The organism is Mycolicibacterium bacteremicum (assembly GCF_002086115.1).
In the GTDB taxonomy this organism is placed as follows: Bacteria; Actinomycetota; Actinomycetes; order Mycobacteriales; family Mycobacteriaceae; genus Mycobacterium; species Mycobacterium bacteremicum.
This window is the reverse complement of the sequence record NZ_MVHJ01000001.1, coordinates 153,365-178,076: the sequence shown is the minus strand read 5'-3', so window position 1 is coordinate 178,076 and position 24,712 is coordinate 153,365. Positions and strand designations below refer to the sequence as shown.

The 24,712-nt window shown below is 67.6% G+C and carries 22 protein-coding genes; 11 read left to right on the top strand and 11 right to left on the bottom strand.

Annotated features, from left to right (window positions below):
* Positions 1-93: 93 nt before the first annotated feature.
* The 4 genes from BST17_RS00810 (at position 94) to BST17_RS00795 (ending at position 2,880) form a co-directional block, all read left to right on the top strand.
* Positions 94-351, top strand: a complete 258-nt coding sequence (locus BST17_RS00810; RefSeq protein ID WP_083054614.1) for a hypothetical protein — start codon at positions 94-96, stop codon at positions 349-351.
* Between the two features lie 71 nt (positions 352-422).
* Complete coding sequence (locus BST17_RS00805) at positions 423-1,355, top strand: efflux ABC transporter ATPase subunit, DrrA-related (RefSeq protein ID WP_083054612.1); 933 nt, start codon at positions 423-425, stop codon at positions 1,353-1,355.
* Positions 1,352-2,089: an ABC transporter permease gene (locus tag BST17_RS00800; RefSeq protein ID WP_083054610.1), complete on the top strand. Its 738-nt coding sequence runs from the start codon at positions 1,352-1,354 to the stop codon at positions 2,087-2,089. Before BST17_RS00805 ends, BST17_RS00800 begins: the two co-directional genes overlap by 4 nt.
* The gene (locus BST17_RS00795) at positions 2,086-2,880 is read left to right on the top strand and encodes an ABC transporter permease (protein WP_083054608.1); all 795 of its coding nucleotides are present in this window, start codon (positions 2,086-2,088) and stop codon (positions 2,878-2,880) included. Before BST17_RS00800 ends, BST17_RS00795 begins: the two co-directional genes overlap by 4 nt.
* A 6-nt stretch (positions 2,881-2,886) precedes the next feature.
* On the opposite strand, the gene BST17_RS00790 is transcribed toward BST17_RS00795, so the two are convergent.
* The gene (locus BST17_RS00790; RefSeq protein ID WP_234807487.1) at positions 2,887-3,801 is read right to left on the bottom strand and encodes a glycosyltransferase; all 915 of its coding nucleotides are present in this window, start codon (positions 3,799-3,801) and stop codon (positions 2,887-2,889) included.
* Entirely contained in the window at positions 3,798-5,120 is a 1,323-nt protein-coding gene (locus BST17_RS00785) for a UDP-glucose dehydrogenase family protein (RefSeq protein WP_083054606.1), read from the bottom strand. Before BST17_RS00785 ends, BST17_RS00790 begins: the two co-directional genes overlap by 4 nt.
* An 819-nt stretch (positions 5,121-5,939) precedes the next feature.
* On the opposite strand from BST17_RS00785, the gene BST17_RS00780 reads away from it, so the two are divergent.
* Entirely contained in the window at positions 5,940-7,109 is a 1,170-nt protein-coding gene (locus BST17_RS00780) for a glycosyltransferase (RefSeq protein WP_109749940.1), read from the top strand.
* 41 nt (positions 7,110-7,150) lie between these two features.
* Here the strand turns inward: BST17_RS00780 and BST17_RS00775 are convergent, their stop codons facing one another.
* The 4 genes from BST17_RS00775 to lspA all read right to left on the bottom strand — a co-directional run bounded on the left by BST17_RS00775 (position 7,151) and on the right by lspA (position 12,867).
* Complete coding sequence (locus tag BST17_RS00775; protein WP_165762181.1) at positions 7,151-10,315, bottom strand: MMPL/RND family transporter; 3,165 nt, start codon at positions 10,313-10,315, stop codon at positions 7,151-7,153.
* A gap of 85 nt (positions 10,316-10,400) precedes the next feature.
* Entirely contained in the window at positions 10,401-11,315 is a 915-nt protein-coding gene (gene rarD / locus BST17_RS00770; protein WP_083054600.1) for an EamA family transporter RarD, read from the bottom strand.
* Complete coding sequence (locus tag BST17_RS00765; protein ID WP_083054598.1) at positions 11,312-12,241, bottom strand: RluA family pseudouridine synthase; 930 nt, start codon at positions 12,239-12,241, stop codon at positions 11,312-11,314. Before BST17_RS00765 ends, rarD begins: the two co-directional genes overlap by 4 nt.
* Positions 12,241-12,867: a signal peptidase II gene (gene lspA / locus BST17_RS00760; RefSeq protein ID WP_407937720.1), complete on the bottom strand. Its 627-nt coding sequence runs from the start codon at positions 12,865-12,867 to the stop codon at positions 12,241-12,243. The genes BST17_RS00765 and lspA overlap by 1 nt, the downstream gene beginning before the upstream one ends.
* Before the next feature lie 112 nt (positions 12,868-12,979).
* On the opposite strand from lspA, the gene BST17_RS00755 reads away from it, so the two are divergent.
* Positions 12,980-13,915, top strand: coding sequence for an asparaginase (locus tag BST17_RS00755; RefSeq protein ID WP_083054594.1), 936 nt, complete (start codon positions 12,980-12,982; stop codon positions 13,913-13,915).
* Positions 13,916-13,918: 3 nt separating this feature from the next.
* Here BST17_RS00755 and BST17_RS00750 read toward each other — a convergent pair whose 3' ends face one another.
* Entirely contained in the window at positions 13,919-15,238 is a 1,320-nt protein-coding gene (locus tag BST17_RS00750; RefSeq protein WP_234807503.1) for a DNA polymerase IV, read from the bottom strand.
* Between the two features lie 107 nt (positions 15,239-15,345).
* On the opposite strand from BST17_RS00750, the gene BST17_RS00745 reads away from it, so the two are divergent.
* The gene (locus BST17_RS00745) at positions 15,346-15,558 is read left to right on the top strand and encodes an RNA-binding S4 domain-containing protein (RefSeq protein WP_083054590.1); all 213 of its coding nucleotides are present in this window, start codon (positions 15,346-15,348) and stop codon (positions 15,556-15,558) included.
* A gap of 12 nt (positions 15,559-15,570) precedes the next feature.
* Here the strand turns inward: BST17_RS00745 and ileS are convergent, their stop codons facing one another.
* A complete protein-coding gene (ileS, locus tag BST17_RS00740; RefSeq protein WP_083054587.1) occupies positions 15,571-18,738 on the bottom strand; it encodes an isoleucine--tRNA ligase in 3,168 nt (1,055 codons plus the stop codon).
* Positions 18,739-18,974: 236 nt separating this feature from the next.
* Entirely contained in the window at positions 18,975-19,625 is a 651-nt protein-coding gene (locus BST17_RS00735) for a hypothetical protein (protein WP_234807486.1), read from the bottom strand.
* 134 nt (positions 19,626-19,759) lie between these two features.
* On the opposite strand from BST17_RS00735, the gene BST17_RS00730 reads away from it, so the two are divergent.
* From BST17_RS00730 to BST17_RS29130, 4 genes are all read left to right on the top strand, one after another.
* Positions 19,760-20,137, top strand: a complete 378-nt coding sequence (locus tag BST17_RS00730) for a transcriptional regulator (protein ID WP_083054585.1) — start codon at positions 19,760-19,762, stop codon at positions 20,135-20,137.
* Positions 20,138-20,191: 54 nt separating this feature from the next.
* A complete protein-coding gene (locus BST17_RS00725) occupies positions 20,192-20,926 on the top strand; it encodes a hypothetical protein (protein ID WP_083054583.1) in 735 nt (244 codons plus the stop codon).
* A 190-nt stretch (positions 20,927-21,116) separates the two neighbouring features.
* Positions 21,117-21,314, top strand: a complete 198-nt coding sequence (locus BST17_RS29135) for a hypothetical protein (RefSeq protein ID WP_165762180.1) — start codon at positions 21,117-21,119, stop codon at positions 21,312-21,314.
* Between the two features lie 3 nt (positions 21,315-21,317).
* The gene (locus BST17_RS29130) at positions 21,318-21,632 is read left to right on the top strand and encodes a hypothetical protein (protein WP_165762179.1); all 315 of its coding nucleotides are present in this window, start codon (positions 21,318-21,320) and stop codon (positions 21,630-21,632) included.
* Positions 21,633-21,814: 182 nt separating this feature from the next.
* Here the strand turns inward: BST17_RS29130 and BST17_RS00715 are convergent, their stop codons facing one another.
* Positions 21,815-23,179, bottom strand: coding sequence for a condensation domain-containing protein (locus BST17_RS00715; RefSeq protein WP_083054580.1), 1,365 nt, complete (start codon positions 23,177-23,179; stop codon positions 21,815-21,817).
* Positions 23,180-23,210: 31 nt separating this feature from the next.
* Entirely contained in the window at positions 23,211-24,656 is a 1,446-nt protein-coding gene (locus BST17_RS00710) for a condensation domain-containing protein (protein ID WP_165762178.1), read from the bottom strand.
* Positions 24,657-24,712 lie beyond the last annotated feature (56 nt).

Sequence of the window (24,712 nt, the reverse complement as noted above, 5' to 3'; positions counted from 1 at the left end):
CCGGCCGGACGCGCGGGAGGAATTGGGCCCGTCGGCGTGCCGCGCGGCGTGTCGGTTTTCGGCCCGGGTCCGTGGCCCCGGCATGCTCGCCGGGTGGACCTGTTGATCACCCATCCATGGCTGACGCTGCCCGCCGGCGCGGCCATGTCGGCCCTCTGGTGGTGGAAGCGTTCGCGGTGGGCGGCCGCGGCCGCACTGGCCTGGCTCGGCTACGGGTTCTGGGAGTTCTTCATCGTCACGGAGGGCCAGGACGCCAACATCCGACTCGACCTGCTGCTGATCTACCCGTTGCTCGTCGTGCTGACGATCACCACGGTGGTCGCGACCCTTTCGCGCAGCACCGGAGATTGAGGCCACGGCAGCGCAGCGGGCGTCGTACCGTAGGTCTCAGATATCTCCCGTCGGCTGTATCGTATGACTCCGTGATCGAGCTCATCAATGTCGCCAAGACATTCGGCGGTGGCGTTCCCGCCCTTCGTGACGTGAGCTTTTCCGTGCCGACCGGCTCGGTGTGCGGATTGCTGGGGCACAACGGGGCCGGCAAGACCACGACGGTCAAGATCTTGTCCACCCTGCTCATGCCGACCTCGGGGCAGGCCATCGTCGCCGGTTACGACGTCGCCAAGGAACCGGCGAAGGTCCGGCACCATATCGGGGTCACCGGTCAGGATGCCGCACTGGATCCGCGGCTGACCGGCCGCGAGAACCTGGTTCTTTTCGGCCGCCTGCGCGGTATGAGCCGCGCCCAGGCGCGCGCCCGGGCCGAGGAGCTGATCGCCCAGTTCGACATGGGACACGCAGCCGATCGATTGGTCATGGGCTACTCCGGTGGCATGCGGCGGCGCATCGACATCGCGGTGTCCCTGGTCGTGCTGCCCAAGGTGCTGTTCCTCGACGAGCCGACGACGGGCCTGGATCCGCGCAGCCGCCGCGATGTCTGGGATCTGGTGTCGAGCCTGAAAGCTCAAGGCATCACGGTCCTGCTGACGACGCAGTATCTCGAAGAGGCCGACATCCTGAGCGATTCAATCGTCATCCTCAACGCTGGACAGATCGTGGCCAGCGGCACCGCCGACGAGCTCAAGCGCCAGACCGGTTCGAGCTATTGCGAGATGACCCCGCTGGATCCGGCCGACCTGGCCCGGATCGCCGCCGCGCTGTCCGACTTCGACGAGGTCGAGGTGGACGCCGACGCCTCGACGGTGTCTGTGCCCGCACCCAACGGTGTCGCCACCCTGACCGAGGTATTCCGTCGGATGGACGAGATCGAGGTCGAGTTGATCGACATCTCGCTGCGCAGGCCGTCGCTGGACGAGGTGTTCCTGCACCTGACCACCCCGGTCACCTCGACGTGACGGCAACCGGCATCCTGACCGCGCGCGTGGTGCGCCGCGGTCAGCTCGACCTGGCGTTCGCCGTACTGGTGCCCATCTCGGGTCTGATCGGCCTGGCGCTGCTACTGCGCGATGTGATCCCTACAGGAGCAATGAGCTACCAGCAGTACATCCTGCCCGCCATCGTGGTGCAGGCCATGCTGTTCGGGGCGCTGACCACCACCGACCGTGCGGCCTGGGCGAAGGTCAGCGGGCTTGATACCCGCATGCGGACATTGCCGATCTCGCCATACGCGATGCTGCTCGCGCGGATGAACTTCTGCTTGATTCGCGGTGTGCTCGGCCTGGCCGCATCCATCCTCGGGGCCTACATCCTGGGCTTCCGGTTCACCACCGGATTCGGCTATTTCGCCGCGTTCGTGTTGCTGTCCCTGTTGCTGACGCTGGCCCTGTCCTTCGGCGCCGATGTGATCGGGACCAAGGCCGGCCGGCCGGAGGTGGCCAGCCAGCTCCTGATGATTCCCCAGGTGGTCCTCGTGGTGCTGTCGACCGGCCTGGTGCCCGTCGACGCGTTCCCGTCCTGGATTCACCCGTTCGTGCAGTACCAGCCGATCTCACAGATCATCGATACGTTGCGCGGATTCACCAGCGGCCAGCTGGAGACAGGCACACTGCTCACGGCCTTGGCATGGTGCGTGGGAATGCTGATCGTGTTCGGGGCCATGGCCGTTCGACTGCAGGGACGCGAATCGTGAAAGCTGAAACCGCGTATCGCCATGCACTCCTGAGCGAGGCCTGGATCTTCGCCGGCCGATTGTTCCTCCAGTGGCGCCGCTTCCCGATGGTTCCCGTGCAGGCGTTGCTGTTCCCGACCGGCCTGCTGGTCATCTACGGCCTGCTGGTCGGCAAGTCGATGGTCCGACTCACCGGAAACAGCGGTCTGGATCTGTTGATCCCGGTCTGCACGCTGGCAGGCGCCATGTCGGCCGCCGTCGGCGCCGGCCTCGTGGTCCCCTACGACCGCGACAGCGGACTGCTCACCCGGATGTGGCTCATGCCGGTCCGGCGGACATCGGTACTGCTCGGCGCGCTGATCGCCGAGGCGATCCGCACTTTTCTCGGCTCAGCGCTGGTGGTCGCGGTCGCTTACGCCATGGGGTTCCGCTTCGCGGGCAACGGGTTCGGATTCGCGTTCTACCTGTTGATCCCCTCGATCCTGGTGGTGTCGTTCGCGACGATCGTCATCACACTTGCTCTGCAACCCAAGGCCCGGGTAATTCTCACGTGGATCCAGTCCGCGTGCATGGGTTTGGCGTTCGCGACGCTGATTCCCCTGCACCGGATTCCCGCGCTGCTGCGACCGTTGGCCGAGTATCAGCCTGTCGCACCCGCCGCGGCGACCATGCGGGCGCTGTCCTCCGGTGGACCGCTGCTGCAACCGGTGCTGCTCATGGTCCTCTGGACCGTGGTGATCGGCGCTGTGTTCGTGCCCATCACGGTGCGCGGCTACCGCGCGGCCGTCGAGGGCGGTAAGCAGGAGGGCTGAGCGAGCTCAGTCCGCCGCGATGTCGAAAGGGGCGGGCATCTCGAACTCCGAGCGCTTCAACGTCGCGGTGAAGTAGCCGTACTGGAATGCGAGGCCCACCAGCGCGTTGGCCAGCAGTTCGCTTGGTGGGCGCTGCAATTCGGCCCGCAAAATCGACCAGGCCTCCTTCGGCGAGGTCTTGGCCGGCACGTGGACCCCCGCCGCCGCGCCGTCATTGCGATTGGCCCAGCGGATGTAGGCGTTGCTGTTTCCGTAGCGCTTCCACTGGCTGGCCAGGTCCCGCATCGCGGTCCGCGGTTCCCATTCCATGAGCACCCGGGTGTCGGTGGCGATGGTCCCCAGGCCCTGTTCCTGGATGCGCCAGCAGATGTCGAGGTCTCCCCCGCCGCGCATCGAGCGGAAGCCGCCGACCGCGACGAAGGCCGCCCGGTCGATACCGAGGTTGGCGGTCGGGAAGTAATCCGGCTTGGGCGGCACCATTCCGATGGTCGCCTTCATCGCCCCACCGCCGCGGGGCAACATGAATGGCTGCATCGCCGCCGCCAACTTGGCGGCCAGCGTGGGACCGGTCAGTGTGCGGACGTTTGTACAGGACAGCGCGACTCCGGGTTGCTGCTGAAGTCCGCGGTGCGCCTCCAGCAGTCCCGGCAACGGACGGCAGCGCCCGTCGGTGAACAGCAGGACATCGGCATCGGACCTGCTGGCCGCCAACTGCCGTGCGTAATACGGGCCGCGACTCTTCGACACCGTCACGACGTTGGCGCCCAGCGATCGGGCCACGGCCGCGGTGTTGTCGGTGGACGCGTCGTCGACGACGGTCACCCGATCCCCGTCGGCGAGCTGGTCGAGGGTGGGGGCCAGAAGTTTCGGTAGGTGTCCCGCCATGTCCCGGACCGGGATGATCACCTCGATCCGGGTCACGCGGTCAGTCCACCCCTGCCCAGGCTGTACACCTGCCACCCGGCGCCGGACCAGTACTGCCGGTCGAGCGCGTTGCGGGTATCCAGCAGACGCGGCTCCTTGACCACCGCCCGGAACGCCGCGGGATCGATGCCGGTGTATTCGTCCCACTCGGTGGCCAGCACGATGAGATCGACGTTGCGGCAGGCTTGTTCCACGTCATCGAAGTAGCCCAGGGTGGGGAACCGCGCCTTGGCGTTCTCGATGGCCTTCGGATCGTGCACGCGGACATCGGCGCCCTTGAGGTGCATGGCGGCCGCGACGTTGAGTGCCGGCGAATCGCGGACATCGTCACTGTTGGGCTTGAAGGCCGCGCCCAGTACCGCGATGCTCTTGCCCAGCAACTCACCGCCGACGACCGCGCGCGCGACCGAGACGGCCTTCTCCCGGCGACGCAGGTTGATCTTGTCGACCTCGTGCAGGAACCTCAGCGCGTCCGAGGCGCCAAGTTCACCGGCTCGCGCGCTGAAGGCGCGGATGTCCTTGGGTAGGCAGCCGCCGCCGAAACCGAGCCCGGCGTTGAGGAACCGCTTGCCGATGCGTTCGTCGTAACCCAGCGCGCGGCTGAGGGTGACCACATCGGCGTCGACGATCTCGCACACTTCGGCCATTGCGTTGATGAACGAGATCTTGGTCGCCAGAAAGGCATTGGCGGCAACCTTGACCAGCTCGGAGGTCGGCAGGTCGGCCGTCAGGTGGGGGGTGCCTGCGTCCAGCAGGGGCCCGTACACCTCCTGCAGCGTCTTCTCGGCATATTCGGAGGTCACGCCGAACACCAAGCGGTCTGGTTGCAGCGTGTCCTCGATCGCCTTGCCCTCGCGGAGGAACTCCGGGTTCCAGGCGACCTCCAACCGGTGCGGCGAGGAGGTCGCGGCGACCTCACCGACCAGTCGCTGCGCGGTACCGACCGGCACGGTGGACTTTCCGACGATCAGGCCGTCGCAGTCGGCGTTGACCGCGACGGACCGGAACGCACTGTCGACATATGAGATGTTGGCCGCATCCGAACCCGCCAGCTGGGGCGTGCCGACACAGACGAAGTGCACCGAGGCGCCCGACACCGCATCCTCGACGGATTGGGTGAACCGCAATCGGCCGGTGGCCAGCACCTCACCGAGCAGCTCATCGAATCCGGGCTCGAAGAACGGAGAGGTCCCAGCGGCCAGTGCGGCAATCTTCTTCTCGTCGGTGTCGTAGGCGACGACCTCATGCCCGATCTTTGCCATGCAGGCGGCGTGGACGGCGCCGAGGTAGCCCGTTCCGATCACACTCAGTTTCATCAGGCCCAACTCCAAGCTCTCACAGGAACGATGTTCGACGAGGATGGAAGGACTGTGCCCGCCAAAGAACTCTCCTTGCCTATCTCGCGTCCCGCCGCACGCTGCCTTGCGGACTACCCGTGCGGGGTTGCTGCAGACGCCGTCTGTCGGCGCTAAGTACACCACACCGTGCGGTCGGCGCCACTCGTAGTCGCGGCGCGGACACCCGGGGGCAGGAACGGACCGATCGAGGCGTTCGAACTGACCAGCCACGTCGAACGCGCCACGCCACACCTTTCCCGCCGCAACTATCGATGATCAAGATCAGTCAAGTACAGCTACTTCACAGCACGCTCGGCGCGCGGTGACCAAGCGTCGGGCTCCGTCATGTCGGACGGTTCCGGACGGTCGGGCGCTCCGGAAACCGGACTCTGAACATTTGGCGTCAGCGTTTTCCAGAAGTCGGACAGTTGATGTGACAGCTGGCGGGTGAGGACCGCCACAATATCCGTCCGACCGTCGACCATCCTATAAGGGACCTTCGAATCCGTTGCCAGCGAATCTCTTTAAACATCGTCATCGGCGATAGGACCGCGAGTTCGTGCGCGAACACATTCCGCCCGCGCGAATTTCGGCAAACTCTCAGACGGTTGCCGGAGCACCGTTCGCTGCTCACCACGGAGTCCTGCGACGACATGGACCGATCACGAGGCGGCAGCTGATCAAGATCGAAAACGTCAGGGACTCAGCTAATTTGACACTTGTCCTCATCAAGCATCAGCGGAAGCGGGATGCAAAACTCCCCCGATGGAAACCTGAGAACACTGTTAAAGTCCGCCCATGGCCCGCACGACCCATCGCGCGACTATGCCCGACAGTTCGGCCCAGCGGGCCGCCGACAGCACCGCCGTGAGGACTCCGCAGGCGACCGCCGAGCATTTGATCGGCGGCTCGATCGGCACCCGGGTCGGGCTCGGTCGACCTTCGCCGCGAGTCCTCATCTGGCCGCGCTGGTTCGACAACCCTTACCTGCCAAGCCTCGTCGACGCCTTCCGCGAAGAGGGCCTCGATGTTCGCACGCCGTTCATCCTCAGTTCGGGTTCTGCTCGGCTACGAGCCGGTGACTGGCTGCACGGCCACTGGACGACCGAAGCGCACCGCGACCGCAGGCTCTGGCTGTACAAGACCCGCGCCGGCATGTTCCGTCGACAGATCCAGGAACTGAAGCAGCGCGGTGTCCGCATCGCCTGGACCGCGCACAATCTGGTCCCACACGACGACCCCTACCCTGAACTCGGACGTCGCGCGCGGCAAGAACTACTCGACTTGTGCGACCACGTCTTCATCCATTTTCCCGGGGCCCGAGCAATCCTGGCCGAAGAATTCGGTTACGACGGTCCGACGACGGTGGTCCACCATCCGCATTACATCGACTCGCACCCCATTCCTCCCACCCAATCAGGGGCCCGGGCCGAACTGAGGCTTCCCACCGACGGATTCGTGGCACTGTCGTTCGGACTCATCCGCCCGTACAAAGGCCTCGCAGACATCATCGCTGGGTTCCAGAGGATGGCCCGAGAAAACGACCGACTCATCCTGGCGGGCCACCCGGAGGGGGACGTCGCGGCCGAATTGGCGGCCGCCCGACGTGATCCCCGAATCATCGTGCAGGCGAAGCACATCCCCACCGCACAGGTTCCGACGTACTTCGCGGCCGCCGATGCCGCGGTCATCGCACACCGCACGTTCTTCACATCTGGCAGTGCCCTGCTCGCGCTGAGCATGGGATGCCCAGTGGTGGGACCTGCCGTCAACCACCTTGCCGACCTGGCCGGCGGGCAGCGCCTCTACCCGGTCGAACTCTGCCCTGACGGCCTCGCTGCCGGAATGGCGGAAGCGCGGGCCAAAGCAGCCACGGTCGACCGCGACTCTCTGCGCTACTGGGCGGCCGAATACGGCAGTTGGGCCGATGCCGCACGTCGCAGCGCAGCGGTGTTCCGCAGCAACTGAACGACGACGCCGTCACCCGCCGCGCGTATACCTGAGTCCGCCTACCGGTCCCGCCATGCCGCGCTGACCATGGAGGCCTTGGCCACCGCGACACCGTAACCGACCTCGGTGTCGTCATCATCGGGATCGTCGTCCACGGCGAAGCCCATCGGTGCGGTGCGCTCCTCGGATGCCGCCTTGCGCCGCAGGAACGGCACCTTGCTGCGCAACTCGTTGGGCACCTGTGACGGCCACCAGTTCAGCTCGCCGAGCAGCACGGCGATGGCCGGCACCGTGATGGTGCGGACCAGGAAGGTGTCCAACAGCAGACCGACACCGATGATGAACCCCAGCTGCACGATCGCGGCGATGCTGCTGACGGTCATGGCCAGCATCGACGCGGCGAAGATCAGACCGGCCGAGGTGATCACGCCACCGGTCGCGCCGACGGTGCGGATGACCGCCACCTTGGTGCCGCGGTGCGCCTCCTCCCTGATCCGGGATATCAGCAGCAGGTTGTAGTCGGCACCGACGGCCACCAACACCAGGAAGGTCATGCCCGGGGTGTTCCAGAACAGCGGCTGTTTGAGGATGTACTGGAAGACGATCACCGCGATGCCCAGCGCCGAGGCGTAGGACAGCACCACCGAGAGCACCAGGTAGATCGGGGCCACGATGGCCCGCAGCAGCACCGCCAGGATCAGGAACACCACGATCAGCGTCACCAGCACGATGTAGCGGATGTCACCGTTGTAGTAGCCGCGGATCTCGTTCTGGTAGACGCTGGTGCCCACCATCTGGATAGTGGCGTCCTCCAGCGTCGTGTTGGGCCGGGCGCTCTCGGCGGCCGCGATGATGTCGTCGACCTGGTCCATGGCGTCGGCCCCGAACGGGTCCAGCGCGGTCTGCACCACATACCGGGCGGTGTGGCCGTCCTCGGAGATGAACAGCTTGGCGGCCTTCTCGAACTCCGGCCGGGTCAGGATCTGCGGTGGGATGTAGAAGCCGGACATCGACGGGTCGCCGGCGTCGCGCTTCATCGCCAACAGGAAGTCCGAGGCCTGGCTGAGGCCGCCGCCCATCTGCCGGGTCTGGTCGACCAGCAGCTGCACACCCTGGGCCAGCGCCTCACTGGAGTCGGCCAGCATGTTCATGCCGTTGAGCAGCTCGTCCATCTGCGCCTCGACATCGGCCGGACTGTTCAGCCCGAGCTGGTCGGCTGCGTCGAGCGCGGTGTCGATCTCGGTGGAGATGCCCCCGACGGACCGATGCAGGCTGTCACCCTCGGTGGTGGTCTCCAGCTGCTTGGACAGCTCGTAGAGCTGCTGGATGGTGCCGTCGTCGTAGGCGATGAGGATGCGTTCCATGTCGATACGCACCGCGTTGCAGACAGGGTCGAGGTTGCAGACCGGGCTGGACTTCATCAACGCCACGGTCGGCTGCATCCACAGCGTGTTGAGCACCACCTGCTCCAGCCCGACACCCATGGTCTTGCCGACACCGCGCAGCAGGTCGATCATCTTGGCGCTGGCCTCCACCGAGCGCAGCGTCTCGGTCCCGCCGAACTCCTGCTCCACCTCCACCAGCGAGGTCAGGATGGTGCGCAGCGGGGGCGCGGCGGCCACGATCTCGTCGCGGATCTGGTCCAGCACGTTGGCCAGCGTGCGCGCGCCCTCGGACAGCTGGGTCAGCCGGGAATCGTTCTCGTCGATCAGGTTGGTGGCCTCACCGAGCTTGTCGCCGACCTCACCGGCCTGATGGGTGGCGCGGGCCTCGGTCAGCATCTCCCCGTTGGGTCGGGTGATACCGCGGACCGCCTCGATATCGGGCAGCTGACTGACCCGGTTGGCCATCTGCTCCAGGTCCGCCAACGAGCGCGGCGAACGCAGATCCTGCGTATCGGAGTGCACGACGATGAACTGCTGGATCGACGAGCTGATGGAGAAGTGGTCGTCCATGATCTCGTAGGACCCGTTGCTCGCCGAATCGGTGGGCAGGTTCTTGCGGTCGTCGTAGTTGAAGTCGACCAGCAGGGCGCAACTGGCGAGGGCGATCAGGATGCCGAGGCTGACGAACAGGTTCAGCTTGGGCTTGCGGACGATGAACACGCCCATCCGGCGCCAGAACGGGCCGGTGATGTCCTTGCGGGGATTGACCCAGCCCCGGCGCCCGGCCAGCGTGATGAACGCCGGCAACAGGGTGATCGAGCCGAGGAACCCGATGAAGATCGTCGCGGCCAGCGCGGGCCCGACGGTGGAGAACACGCTGAGCGTCGCGAAGGACAGCCCCAGGAAGGTGATGGCGACCGTGCCGGCCGATCCGGCGATCACCTCGCCGATCGACACCATCGCCGCGACGATGGCCTTGTCGGATTGATACCCCCGTCTCAGATACTCCTGATAGCGACTGAAGTAGAAGACGGCGTAGTCGACGCCGGCGCCCAGCATCATGCCGGTGATGAGCACGATCGTCTGCGGGGCGAGCCCCAGGCCGATCAGACCGAGGCCGGCCACCACCTGCTGGGCCACTGCCAGCGAGATACCGATGCTGATCAGCGGTATCACCATCGCGACGATGTTGCGGTAGACGATGATCAGGATCAGCAAGACCGTGACGACGGTGGAGATCTCGATCAGCACCTGGTCGCTCAGCGAGATCTTGCTGACATCCTCGAACGTCGCGGCCGCGCCGACGATGGCCGGTTTCAGCGTGGTCCCGGCCGTGACCTCGTCGATGATCTCCTTGGCGTCCCGGTAGGCGGCCTGACCCTGCCCGCTGCCCATCGAGCCGTAGAGACTGACCGGCAGGTTCCAGGCCAGCCCGTCCTTGGAGGTCATCGCCTGCCGGATCTCCGGGATGCTGATGAAGTCCTGCATCGACGAGACGATGTCGGTGCGCGCGCGCAGCCGCTCGACCAGCGTGCGGTAGGTGGCCTCGTCGGCCTCGCTCAGGCCGTCCTCGTTGACCAGCACGACCGCGATGAGGTTGGCCGCATCTGCCTCTTTGAAGGCATCTTTCATTTGCTGGTTGGCGGCGATGACCGCCGAGTTGGCGGGCATGAAATCCGGCGGGTTGCGCTCGGCGACCACGATCAACGGCGGGAACGCTGCGAACAGGGAACCGGCGATGACCAGCCACGCGGCGATCATGAGCACCGGATGACGAACGATCGTGCGACCGTTGGCGTCGAGAAGGGCGCGCAGCGACACCTTCGATCGTCTGGACATTGGCGACTAGGCTACATGGTGTTGCTGTTAACTCGTCCAGCTACGAACGCCCCGGGCCGCGGTGTCGTGGTTGCGATGACGATGATCACGGCGTCTCGCCCACCTCCGTGGCGGCCCGCCGGCGGCGCGTCCGCACCACGGAATCCACGGTGAACACCGCCAGCGCCACCCAGATCAGCGCAAATCCCAGCCAGCGGGCCGGCGGCATCGGCTCACCCCCGACGACGATCCCCCACGTCAGTTGCATCACCGGTGTCAGATAGAACAACAGCCCCATCGTCACCATCGGCAGCCGTTGCGCGGCGGCGGCAAACAGCAGCAGCGGCAGGGCCGTCAGCACACCCGCCAAGACGAGCAATGCGGTGTGCCCCGCGCCGTGCCCGACGACGGTGCCACCGCCGCCGACCTGCAGCGCGACCAGATACGCCAGCGCGAACGGAGTGGCCAGACCCGCCTCGACCCCGACGCTCACCCGCGGATCGGTCGCCACCACCTTCTTCACGGCGCCGTACAACCCGAACGACAGCGCCAGGCCCAGGCCGATGTACGGGGGCGCGCCGACCTGAAATGTGAGGACCAACACACCGGCGATCGCCACGCCCAGCGCCGCCCACTGCGCCGCGGTGAGCCGCTCGCGGAACACCAGCAGCCCCAGCATCACCGTCACCAGCGGATTGATGAAGTACCCCAGCGCGGCATCGACGACATGGCCGTTGTTGACCGCGTAGACGTAGATGACCCAGTTGGCCGCGATCAGTGCCGAGGCGACGGACAACAGCAGCCAGGTGCGCGCGGTGATGGCACGCAGGTCGGCCACCCGGCGCACCACCGCGACGACGATCGCCAGGAACACGAAGCTCCAGACGATGCGATGGGCGAGGATCTCCACCGCGCCTGCCGGTTTGAGCAGTGGGAAGAACGCCGGGAACAGGCCCCACATGCCGTATGCGCCGGCCCCGAACAGCAGCCCGCTGCGCTCGACGCCGCCGGTGGACCTCACAGCTGGTGGCTGCGGATGCGGTCCAGTGCCAGCTGCAGGTCGGCCGGGTAAGGGCTGGTGACCTCCAGCCAGCGTCCGTCACCCGGGTGCGCGAAGCCCAGCGACCGGGCATGCAGCCATTGCCGTTCCAGGCCCAGCTTCTTGGCCAGCGTCGGATCGGCGCCATAGGTGAGGTCGCCGCAGCACGGATGGTGCAGCGCCGAGAAGTGCACCCGGATCTGGTGGGTGCGCCCGGTCTCCAGATGGACGTCGAGCAGGCTGGCTGCCACGTGCGCCTCGACGGTGTCGTAGTGCGTGACGCTGTGCCGACCGCCCTCGGTGACCGCGAACTTCCAGTCGTGTCCCCGGTGCCGGCCGATCGGGGCATCGATGGTCCCGCTGGACGGATCCGGGTGGCCCTGCACCAGCGCGTGGTAGCGCTTGTCGACCGTGCGCTGTTTGAACGCGCGCTTGAGCAGGGTGTAGGCGCGCTCGGAGATGGCCACCACCATCACTCCGGAGGTGCCGACATCGAGCCGGTGCACGATGCCCTGGCGTTCGTGCACCCCCGACGTGGTGATCCGGTAGCCGGCGGCGGCCAGCCCGCCCAGCACGGTCGGACCGGTCCAGCCGACAGAAGCGTGCGCGGCCACACCGGCCGGTTTGTCGACGACCACGATGTCGGCGTCGGAGTACAGGATGGACATGCCCTCGATGTCGACGGGCGTATTCTCCACCGGCGCGGGTGGTTCGGGCAGTCGGACGTCCAGCCAGGCGCCGGCGATCAGCTTGTCGGATTTGCCGGCCGCGACCCCGTCGAGCTCCACGCCGCCCTCTTCGGCGATCGCGGCGGCCACCGTCCGGGACAACCCGAGCAGGCGCGCCAGGCCGGCGTCGACCCGCATACCGGCCAGTCCCTCCGGGACGGGCATCGAGCGGGACGTCATCAGTTCGGCGCGTCCGGTTGATCGCGCGGCTGCTCGGCGGTCACCGCGGGCGCGGGTTCCACCGACTCCTGTGCCGGCGCCGGCGCGGGGGGTTCGGCCTGCTCGTCCTCCGGCCGGTGTCGACCCGCGGTGTCGTAGTCGAAGCCGAACAGCGACAACACCACCAGCAGGATCGCCCCACCGACCACCGCCGGGTCGGCGACGTTGAACACCGGCCACCAACCGATGGACAGGAAATCCACCACATGCCCGCGCAGCGGACCCGGTGAGCGGAAGAAACGGTCGATCAGGTTGCCCAGCGCACCGCCCAGGATCATCCCCAGGCCCAGGGCCCACCACGGCGACACCAGCCGACGTCCCATCCAGATGATGCCGATGACCACCCCGGTGGCGATCAGCGTCAGCACCCAGGTGTAGCCGGTGGCCATCGAGAAGGCCGCGCCGGAATTGCGCACCAACGTCCAGGTGACGGTGTCGCCGATGATCGAAACCGGCTGCCCGGGCACCAGCAGGCGCACGGCGAGGACCTTGGTGACGATGTCGAGGATCAGCACCACACCGGCGATGGTGAGCAGCAGGCGCAGCCTCTTGCGGGGCCGCGGTTGTGCTTGCTCATCCGCGGTCACCGGCTCGGCGGAGCCTGTCGAGTCCTCAGTCACCGCTCCATCATCCCAAACTGTCGGGCCGCCGCCGCGATGCCGTCCGGATCGGCGGTCGCCATGGTGAACAATCGCAGCCATGCCCAGGATCACCGTCATCAGTACCGGCGGCACCATCGCGACCAGTTCCGGGGCCGACGGCGTCGCACGGCCCGCCCGCAGCGGTGCGGACCTGACGGCCGGCCTCGACGTGGACGTGCTGGATCTGATGGCCGTGGACAGTTCCGCGCTCGGACCGGCCGACTGGGACCGGATCGCCGCCGCGGTCGCCGCGCGGGCCGCCGACCCCGCCTGCGGCGGCATCGTCGTCACCCACGGCACCGACACCATGGAGGAGACGGCGTTGTGGCTGCAGCTGACCCACGACGGTCCGGTGCCGGTGGTGCTGACCGGTGCCCAGCGCAGCGCCGATGCCCCCGACGCCGATGGTCCGGCCAACCTGCGCGATGCCATCGCGGTCGCCATCGCGGTCGCCGGCGCGGCCGGCGGCGGGGTGCTGGTGAGCTTCGCCGGGACGATCTGGCAGCCGCTGGGCATGTACAAGGCGGCCACCGAGGACCTGTCCGGCTTCACCGGGACCGCCGTCGGCACCGTGCGCGACAGGCGCGTCGAGATCACCGCAGCACCCCGCGGTCCGCGGTTCGGCGCGCTGAGCGCGGCCCGGGCGCCGCGGGTGGACATCGTCGCCGCCTATCCGGGTGCCGATGCCGTCGCCATGGACGCCTGCGTGGCCGCCGGCGCGCGCGGGCTGGTCCTGGAGGCCCTCGGCGCGGGCAACGCCGGAGCGGAGATCATCGACGGGGTGCGTCGGGCCGCCGGTGCGGGCGTCACGGTCGTGGTGTGCACCCGGGTGCCGGGCGGACGGGTGCGACCGGCGTACGGGCCGGGCCGCGAGCTGTCCGATGCCGGCGCGGTGCCGGTCGCCGGGCTGCGTCCGGCGCAGGCCCGGGTGCTGCTGATGGCCGCGCTGTCCGCCGGCGCCGCGGTCGACGACGTGTTCGCGCAGTGGGGCTGACGGTCAGTCGGCGGACGGGTCGAGCGTGTCCAGGTAGTCGCGCCAGTCCAGGCTGTCGATCGGGTTGGCCCGGCTGAGTTCGGGCAGGTCGGCACGGAAGGTGCGGGCAATCCCCGGCCCGGACGCCCGGGTCTCGAAGCGCACCGTCATCACCCCGTGGCCGGCACCCTGGACCCAGCCGTGGCCGTATTCACCGTGGCGCACGTCGTCACCGACCCGCCACGGCTCCGGTCCGGCGCGCACCGGGGCCGGTGTCTGGCTGTCGGGCACCTCGTCGTCGATGAGATCCAGGTCGGGGAACAGCGACTCCTGCTGAACTTCCGACAGTCCCGAGAAGCCCACGCCGACAAGGCGGATCGGACCGACCTCGATCGGGTCGAGGAGCAGCCGACGGGCCGTGGCGACCAGGGTCGCGGCGTCGGTACTCGCGTACGGCAGCGTCGCCGAACGGGTCAGGGTCGCCATGTCGGACTTCTTCAGCTTCACCGTCACGGTCCGGGCGCCGCGGCCGTCCTTGAGCAGGCGCCGATGGGCGTGCTCACCGATGGTGGCGATGGCATCCCGGAGTTGGTCGAGCGTGCGCAGATCCTCGGCGAAGGTGGACTCGGCGCTGATCTGCTTGGCGGGTGCGTTCTCGGCCACCGGGCGGTCGTCGATGCCGCGGGCCAGCCGGTGCAGCGCCGGACCGATGGTGGCGCCCAGCACATCGGCGACCTCACCGTCGCTGAGCGCAGCGAGCGCCCCGATGGTCTCGATGCCGAGCCGGCGCAGCTTGTCCTCGGCCACCGGGCCTATCCCCCACAGCTTGCGCACCGGCAGCGCCGACAGCAGCGCCTGCTCGTCGGCGCGCCCGATGACCCGGATACCGTCCGGTTTGGCCAACCCGGAGGCGATCTTGGCGACCTGTTTGCCCGACCCGGCGCCCACCGACGCGATGAGCCCGGTCTCGCTCAACACCTTGGCGCGCAGATCTTCACAGAACTGTTCGACATCGGCGCCCGGCGCGCCGGCCAGTTCGGCAGGCTCGCCGAACGCCTCGTCGAAGGACAGCTGTTCCAGCACCGGCACCACGGAGCGGACGGTCTCGAAAACCCGTCGACTCGCCGTGCCGTAGACCACACCGCGTGGCGGCAGCACCACCGCACCGGCGCCGACCAGGCGGCGGGCCTGATGCATCGGCATCGCCGAGCGTGCCCCGAAGACACGGGCCTGATAGCTGGCGCCGGCCACCACGCCGCGTCCGCCGAGACCGCCGACCAGGACCGGCCGATGGCGCAGGGTGGGTCTGGTGAGCTGCTCGACGGATGCGAAGAAGGCATCCATGTCCAGATGCAGCACCCACCGTTGCACAACTGGAAATGCTAGGTGTCCGGTCCGACGGTGTGCGCGCACGCGCCGCCGGCGCCGCTCGCGCGGCTACCCTGACGGCCATGGAAGACGTGCCGATCCGCGACGAGTCGATCCGGCTCGGTCAGTTCCTCAAGCTGGCCGGCCTGATCGACACCGGCGCGGACGCCAAGTCGGTCATCGCTGACGGACTGGTCAGTGTCAACGGTGAGGTCGACACGCGCCGCGGCCGGCAGCTGCATCCCGGCGACGAGGTGTCCTTCGCCGGCAGGTCGGCCCGGGTGGCCCCAGGCTGACCCGCCCCGGCATCAGGCCTTGGCGATGGTCACCAGCACGCCCTCGCCGACGTCGTGACCGTCCACCACATCGCCGAACTCGAAGTCGGTGGCCAGGATCTCACCGGCGATCAGATCGCGGTGGGTGGCCGCCCATTCGGTGAACTCGGCGGGCACCGACATGCGCACGGCGATCCGGTCCGACACGTCCAGGCCGCTGGTCTTGCGCAGCTCCTGCAGCTCGCGGATGCGGTCCTTGGCCCAGCCCTCGGCCTCCAGCTCGGGGGTCACGGTGCCGTCGAGCACCACCAGGCCGGCACCGTCGGGCAGCGCAGCGGTCCATTCCGGGTCGGCGGCAACGAGTTTGGAGGTGAACTCGGCCGGTAGCAGCGTCGCCGGTCCGGCCGTCAGCGTGCCGTCGGCGTTGAGCACGCCCTCGCCGGCCTTGACCGCCTTGATCGCCGCCTGGACATCCTTGCCGATCCGCGGTCCGGCGGCCCGCGCGTTGACCGCGAGCTCGAACCGCCCATAGGTGTCGATCTCGTCGCTCAGCTCGACCGACTTGACGTTGAGCTCGTCGGCGATCAGATCGATGAACGGCCGCAGGCTGTCCGGATTCTGCACTGCCACAGTCAGTTTCGGCAACGGAAGCCGCACCCGCAGCTTCTTGGCCTTACGCAGCGAGGATCCGGTGGAACACACCTCGCGGACCTGGTCCATGGCGGCGACCAGGTCCGGATCGGCGGGCAACTCGTCGGCCGAGGGCCAGTCGGTCAGGTGCACCGACCGCTGTCCCGTCACGCCGCGCCAGATGACTTCCGAGACCAGCGGCAACAACGGCGCCGCCAACCGGCCGGTCACCTCCAGCACGGTGTGCAGGGTGTCGATGGCGTCGGCGTCCTCCTCCCAGAATCGCGAACGCGACCGGCGCACATACCAGTTCGTCAGCGCCTCGGTGAACTGGCGCAGCTGGTCGCAGGCACCCGAGATGTCGCAGACATCCAGCGACTCGGTGAGCTCATCGCGCAGCGCGGCGAGCTTGGCCAGGATGTAGCGATCCAGCACGTGCGTCGAATCGGTACGCCAGGTCCCCTTCGCGGGCGCATACAGGGTGAGGAAAGTGTAGGCATTCCAGAACGGCAACTGCACCTGACGGACACCTTCGCGGATGCCCTGCTCGGTGACGATCAGGTTGCCACCGCGCAGGATCGGCGAGGCCATCAGGAACCAGCGCATGGCATCGGAGCCGTCGCGGTCGAACACTTCCGACACGTCCGGGTAGTTGCGCAGCGACTTGCTCATCTTCTGACCGTCGTTGCCCAGCACGATCCCGTGCGAGACACAGGTTTTGAACGCCGGCTTGTCGAACAGCGCGGTGGCCAGCACGTGCATGGTGTAGAACCAGCCGCGGGTCTGGCCGATGTACTCGACGATGAAATCGCCCGGGAAATGCGCTTCCTCGGCGCCGTCGGGTCCGCTGACCCCATCGAACCACTTCTGGTTCTCGAACGGATAGTGCACCTGCGCGTACGGCATCGACCCGGAGTCGAACCAGACATCGAGCACATCCTCGATACGCCGCATGGTCGACTTGCCGGTCGGGTCATCGGGATTGGGGCGGGTCAGCTCGTCGATGAACGGCCGGTGCAGATTGTCCGGACGCACGCCGAAATCACGCTCGAGCTCGTCGAGGCTGCCATACACATCGGTGCGCGGATAGGCCGGATCATCGGACACCCACACCGGGATCGGCGTGCCCCAGTAACGGTTGCGTGAGATCGACCAGTCGCGGGCATTGGACAGCCACTTGCCGAACTGCCCGTCCTTGACGTGCTCGGGGTACCAGGTGATCTGCTGGTTGAGCTCGACCATCCGATCGCGGAACGCGGTGACCTTGACGAACCAGGACGACACCGCCCGGTAGATCAGCGGGTTGCGGCAGCGCCAGCAGTGCGGATACGAGTGCTCATAGGTCTCGTGCCGCAGCAGCACCGGCGCGTTGACCGCCGCGGGCCCGGTGCCGTTCTTGAGGTCCTTGATGATCTGCGGGTTCGCCTCGAAGACCTGTAACCCGGCGTAGTCGGGGACGCTTCCATCGAAGCGGCCCTTGGAATCGACCGGGGTCACCGCGACGATGTCGGCGGTGTCGGCGGTCGCCTTGTCGTCCTCGCCGTAGGCCGGGGCCATGTGCACCAGACCGGTGCCGTCCTCGGTGCTGACGAACTCGGCACCGAGCACCTGGAAGGAGTTACGCGCCTGCTCGGCGTCGACGAAGAAGGCGAACGGCGGCAGATAGTGCGTGCCGAGCAGTTGTTCGCCCAGGTAGCTGGCCACCACGACGGGCTCCTCGCCCAGTTCGCGGGCGTAGGCGCCCAGCCGGGCCTCGGCCAGCACGAACCGGTGCCCGTCGGGCCCGTCGACCACGACATAGCTGACGCCGGGATTGACCGCGACGGCCTGGTTCGAGGGCAGCGTCCACGGCGTGGTGGTCCAGACCAGCAGGTAGGCGCCGGCGGCCGGACCGTCGGTCGCCTGGAATCCGACGGTCAGCGCCGGGTCCTGGCGGCTCTGGTAGACGTCGTCATCCATCCGCAGCTCATGGTTGGACAACGGGGTCTCGTCGTTCCAGCAGTACGGCAGCACGCGGTTGCCCTGATAGGCCAGGCCCTTGTCCCACAGCTGCTTGAACGCCCAGATGGTGGACTCCATGAAGTCCAGATCCAGTGTCTTGTAGTCATTTTCGAAGTCAACCCAGCGCGCCTGGCGGGTGACATAGGCACGCCACTCCCCGGCGTACTTCATCACCGAGGCGCGGCAGGCGTCGTTGAACTTCTCGATACCCAGCTCTTCGATCTGGGTCTTGTCGGTGATGCCGAGTTGGCGTTGCACCTCGAGTTCGGCGGGCAGGCCGTGGGTGTCCCAGCCGAATCGGCGTTCCACCTTGTACCCACGCATGGTGCGGTAGCGCGGGACGATGTCCTTGACGTATCCGGTGAGCAGGTGGCCGTAGTGCGGCAGGCCGTTGGCGAACGGCGGGCCGTCGTAGAACACGTACTCCGGCGCACCGTCGCGGCGGGCGATACTGGCCCGGAAGGTGTCGTCGGCTCCCCAGTACTCGAGGACCTCGGTCTCCAGCGCGGGGAAGTTCGGGGTTCCGGCGGCCGGCTTCGGGTAAGCGGCCGGTGTCGGGTGAGCGGTCACTGCGTCTCCTGTGTGCCCAGCGGTTCAGGCACGGGGACGAACATCGCGCCGGTGCGCGAGCCCGCGGTACCACCCCGCTTGCACACCGAGACCGATGCGCCGCTCAACTACGGGCGATGACGGGCCCGACCGTCCGGTTCTACTGGGGCCCGCTGTGGCGCAGGCGCAGGCCCGTTCTTCCGGAGGCTCCCCGGTGATGGCCGGATCGACGCCTGTGACTGCGCAGAGTCTACCGGTCAGGCGGCGTCGATCGCGGCCGGGACCGCCTCGGAGGTGATCTCGACGAGGGCCCGCGGGAACTGCTCGGCCAACTCCTCGATGGTGTAGGTCTCGAACTGGCGCGCATCGAACCAGAAGTCGAGCTGCACCAGGCCGGCGCTGCGGTAGGCACGCAGCTCCAGGGCATGCCCCTCCAGCGGCTCATCCACCGAGACGGGGCCGGCGCACCGGAACGACAGGTCGGCCAGCGTCTGGCCCGGGCGCCGCACGGTGGAGCCGGCGAGCGCGGAGCACACGTGCGCCAGCAATTCGGTGGCGTCCAGGTCGGCGGGCAGCACACAGTCCAGCGCGATGATGTGCGAGTCGACGTCGACCGCGGCCACCCCACTACCGATGGTGCGGGCCACGGCCCGGCCCAGTGCGGCGAGCAGGATCTTGCCGTTGAGGACGCCCAGGTGAGCGGCTGCTCCGTCGAGTTCGGCACTGAGCACGGCCGGGAGTTCGACCGAGACGTGCTCCAGGTCCGACTCCGCGGGCAGGCCCTCGGCGTCGTAATCGGTGACCGCCAAGGTGGCGGCGATGTCGGTCGCCTGACCGATGACGAGTTCGAAGCCGGAGGTCGAGAAATCGTCGACGTGGACCCGGTCCTGGAAAAGCGGAGCAACCATGAAGCAGAGACTACAGCCGGATTCCCAAAAATGGGACATCACTCCCGAAAGTCTGACACCCATGTCAATTAAAGGCCGGATGTCCGCTGAACGGTTGCTGGCCTTCAATACAGGGAAGGGGTTATTGTCAACGGGTGCCACGTACAGATGAGAACGGCCGTCAGCTGAAAGCCCTGCTCGATTACCTGCTGGACGGGGACATCGAGGCCAAGGACATCTATGACGCGCTGGACATCTCCAGCAGCACCTATTACCGGCGCATCAAAGAGGCCAGCTATCCCGATGCCGAGGAGCTGCGCCGCATCGCCGACCGGTTCGCGCTGAGCTATCCGGATCTGCAGATCCGGTTCGGCCTGATGAGCAGGCAAGAGGTCTGGAACTACATCGAATCCACGCCGTTCACCGTCACGGCCGTCAAGGAGACCGTGCGCGAGCAGACCGCCACCCAGCAACACGCGCGGCCGAAAAGACTTTCGGAAATGACGCCGCGTAGCGACGCGCCGCCGCTTTAACCGGTAGCATTTGCTGGAAGAAATTCCGCACCACGGCCTCGAAAGCACCGCACGATGGAACTGACCGCACTGATCGCGATCACACTCATGTGTATCTCGTGGAGCCTGTGGATCCGCCGTGTCACGTGGTCGTGTCGCTGGGAAGTCGCCGCGACGCTGAACATCGCCCTGCAGGGCGGCGCCATTCTGCTGATGTCGCCGTGGGCCTCGGAGACCATCGGGAAAGCCCTGCACTCGGTCACCGGGATGTGGAACCTCGAGGACTTCATCGGTCACGACATGTACATCGTGGCCGCCTCGGCGATCGTCTACAACGCGCTGGGTCGGTTGGCCGATGACAACGCCATGCAACGGGCCTTCAAGCAGTACGTCGAATACCCGGCCACCGTGTGCATCCCGTTGTTGCTGGCCGCGTTCGCGATGAGCAACGCCCATGACGTCTATGCCCGCGACTTCTTCGCCTCCCCCACCGACGGCTGGCTGGCCACCTACTGGGCCATGCTCTGCGGTCTGCTGATCTACCTGCTGGGCTACGGCGCCCGCGCGCTGCTGGTGCTGCGCAAGGATCCGCGGTCCCGGCGGATCGCCAACATCTACCTGGCCGCCTGCGCCAGCGGCATCATCGCCTGCATCATCCGGATCGCCACCGCGATCTGGCCGGCCGCGCTGGACTTCGAACGCGGCGTGCTGGTCTGGATCTTCGCCTGTGGGTGCGGTGCCGGTTTTGCGCTGTCCTCGGCGCATTCCTGGCGCATCAAGACCAAATGGTTCGCCAAGGCCGATCGCTGAGTCGGCTGGGCGACCCGGCCACCCCTTACACTCGATCAGCAACGACACGTTGCCGTCCGGGTTGCGCCTGCCCATCCGCTCGCCGAGCTTGGCGCTGATCGCGGCCAGCATCGAATAGCCGTTGCCACCCAGCGATTGCGCCTTGGCATCCCATTCGGCCAGGTCGACGTAGGTGGTGATGGCGGGCACGATGACCCGTTCGTCCGGGTTGGCGACCGGCGGCCTGGCCGGTGCGGCGGCAGCCTGCTGGCCGGCCTCCTGGCTGCCGGCACGCAGTACCTTGACCGCCTTGCGGGCGGCGCGGGCGATGGTGGGCAGCTCACGCACCGTCTCGCGCAGATCCTCGACGATGGCCCGGCCGGTGCGCCGGGACAACGGCGGCGGGTAACCGATGTCGATGTTGGCGCCGGCCACCGCGGTGCCGACCGCCAGCAGGGCGGCCACCCCGTCCCCCAGGCAGTGCGATCCCACCACCGAGATGGCGGTCACGCCCTCGGTGAACGACTGCACCGCCATCTGCCAGCCCGGACCGTCCTCGGGGTCGACGGTGACCTGGGCCCAGCGGTCGGCCCAGTCGCTGATCTCCGCGCGCGGCAGGGGGTCGGTGTTGATGTGCAGCGGCGCGGCCGGGCCCAGCGCGGACACCCAGCGGTACCGGCCGAACGGTAGCGGTGAGCGCTCGACGCGGCGGCCGGCCATGCCATAGCCGAAGTTGCGGTGGAACCGGCGAACCTCGTCCATGTTCACCGGATGCTCGTACACCCATACGACCTGGATCATCTGTACCCGACCGGTGGCGCGGTTGGCGCGCACCAGCGCCTCGTCCCACAGCGTCAGCCGATTACCCACGGCGTCGCCATTGGTGAACTCCAACAGACCTGTCCCCTTTTACTCGATCACGCCGGACAGCCCGAAAGCGGCCAGCGTCTTCTCCAGTTCGGCACGCAGCCAGGCGGTGGTGTTCTCCGCGCCCGGCGCGTACGCCGCGAAAGTCAGCGTCTCGGCACCGTTGATCCGGCCGGCGACCACGGTCAGCAGCCCGCACCGTTCCTCCAGCGCGTGTCGGGTGGCGACCCGGTCGATACCGCGCAGGAACACGATGTCGGCCGGGGTGCCGTCGACATTGGGCAGATCGGGCGGGACATCGCCCATGTTCGAGCACGAGACGGGCAATTCGGTGGAGAACCCGAACGCCACATCGGCCATCTTGCGCACCACCCGTTTGGGGATGAACGGTGTCAGCGGCAGCAGCTTGAGGTCCTCGTTGGGCACCTCGCGGGCCACCCGCAGACCTTCCTTCATCGCGGCGCGCGCCTCGGTCAGATCCGTTGTCACCTTGTTCGGATCGATGGCCAGGTTCACCAGAATGACGGCATTGGCACGGGTGTCCTCGTCGCCGGGCAGCCGGTCACCCTGCGGAATGTTGAGCGTGACGTTGCCGTCCGGCCCGACCCGGCCGATCTGCTGGGCCAGTTTGGCGACGAATCCGGCGACCAGCGAGTGGCCGTTGCCGCCCAGTTCGGCCGCGCGGCGGTCCCAGTCGTCGAGTTTGACGCAGACGGTCGCCGACGGGGTGAACACCTGATGGTCCGGACCGGTGACGACGGGCTTTGCGCCACCCGACCTGGCCAGTTCGTCGCGTCGGCGCAGCGCCTGTCGACCGGCCTCCACGAGGGTGCGCCCGACCTCCGGCAGACCCCGCACGGTGTCACGCAGATCGGCGCGCAACGCCCGCCCACGGGTGCGCGCCGCCGGCGGCGGATACCCGAAGTCGAGCCGCCGGCCGTGGATGGCGTTGACCATGGCCTGCAACGCACCGCCACCGTCACTGACGCAGTGTGAGATGACGATGCTGACCGCGGTCGATCCGTCGGTCATCGGCAGCACGCCGACATGCCAGGCCGGCCCGTACTCGGGGTCCAGGGGCATGGTGGACCGCTCGTCGATCCAGCGACCCAGTTCGGCGCGCGGACGCGGTTCGGCGAAGTCGAGGTCGGACTGCGGGCCCAACGCCGACACCCAGCGGTGCCGGCCGAACGGCAGGGCGGACCGTTCGATGCGCCTGCCGAGCAGACCGTGCCCGATGTGCTCGTGGAAGCGCCGGACGCCGTCGAGGTCCACGGGTCGCTCGTAGATCCAGACGACCTGCATGACGGCTTCCTGGCCGGTGGCGCGCAGGCCCAGGAACATCGCCTGGTCGGTGAAGTCGATCCGATTGTCGCGCGGCGCCGACCGTGTGACGGCACGAGTCATCGCGTCGACACCTCCGATGCGAACAGGGCGATCAGGCCGTCTTGAGCTTCAGGCGCGCGGTGTCCCCGCCGATCGGCACGACCGAGAGTTCGCGGCCCTCCACGACGCTGACGTACACGGCCTTCATCGCCTCCAGGAAGCGCAGCACGGATTCGCGGGCGATCGGGTTGCTCGGGAACGCCGCGGTGACGGTGGTCTCGTGCTCGACCCGGTTGACCCACATGCCGACCTGGTAGGCCGCCCGGGAGTCGCTCCAGATGGTGCCGTTGAGGCGCTGCCATTCGGCGATCACACCCGGCGAGAGCAGACCGACGTCCAGGTAGGACAGCATCGGGACGCCGCCGTTGGGGGCGTGCAGACCGTGCGAGTCCGCACCCAGCTCCAGCACCCGTTCGACCGGGACGTGCGCCAGGTCCAGGCCACCGTCGAAGGACTCCTGCGCGGCGCGTGCGGTCTCGCCGAAGGCATCGGCATCGACCGGGACGGTGATCGGCACCAACCCGGTGAACCACCCGGTGGTCATGAACTCCGCCGGGGTGCGGCGGGTGGTCGTCGGGGTGATGACGCGGTAGACGTCGTCACCGGTCAGCGCGGCGTGGGCGATGGCACCGGCGGCGAACACGCCACCGCTGAACCGCGCGCCGGCCGCGATGCAGGCCGCCTCGAAGCGGTCGCCCTGGTCCTTGTCCAGCAGCTGGATGGTGATGACGTCGCCGGTGTAGGCCACCGACGGATCGCCCAGCGGCAACGGGAAGATCGGCAGCGAGCCGCCACTGCTCTGCAGGAAGTCGATCCAGCCGCGCACCTCGGGCGAGTCGGTGGTCAGCGAGGACACGTAGTCGTGCTGCTCGCGGCAGTAGTTGTCGTAGCTGCCCGGCTCGGGGAGCTTGAGCGGCGCGGCGCCCTCGACCAGCGCGTTGTACATCATGTGGATCTCGACGAAGGCCAGACCCATGAACATCGCATCGGTGTGCACATGGTCGACGCTGATGTAGACGGTGAAGTGGTCCTCGCGCTGGATGACACCGACGTGGAAGCAATCCCACTGCCATGGGCTGGCGGTGGCCAGGATGTGCTCACGCCACTGCTGCGCGGTCATCTCGCCCTGCTCGGTCGCCACGAACTTGATGTCCCGCGGGTTGGTCAGGGTGTGCCGCAGGATCTCGCCGGAGTCGGTGTACTCGAACCAGCTGTGGAAGGTGTCGTGCCTGCGCAGATACGCGTTGATGACATGGGTCATCGCCCGCACGTCGCACCGGCCCGGGATGTCCCAGGACGGGATGTTCAGCCGGGCCATGTCGGTGCCCGACGCGGAGTGTTTGCGGTAAGCCAGCAGATGCTGGGCCTGCTGGTAGCTGACCGGTACGTCGCTGACGGGCGCATCCTTGACCTTGGCCAGGGTCGCCCGTGAGGGATGCCAGGAAATCACGGCACCTGGTTCGCCGACCCACTCATGGATCGGTTTCATCGCTACCACTATTTCTCTCCTGCTTCGACGACGTCAGATCGGAAATCGAGCGACGTTGCGCGACC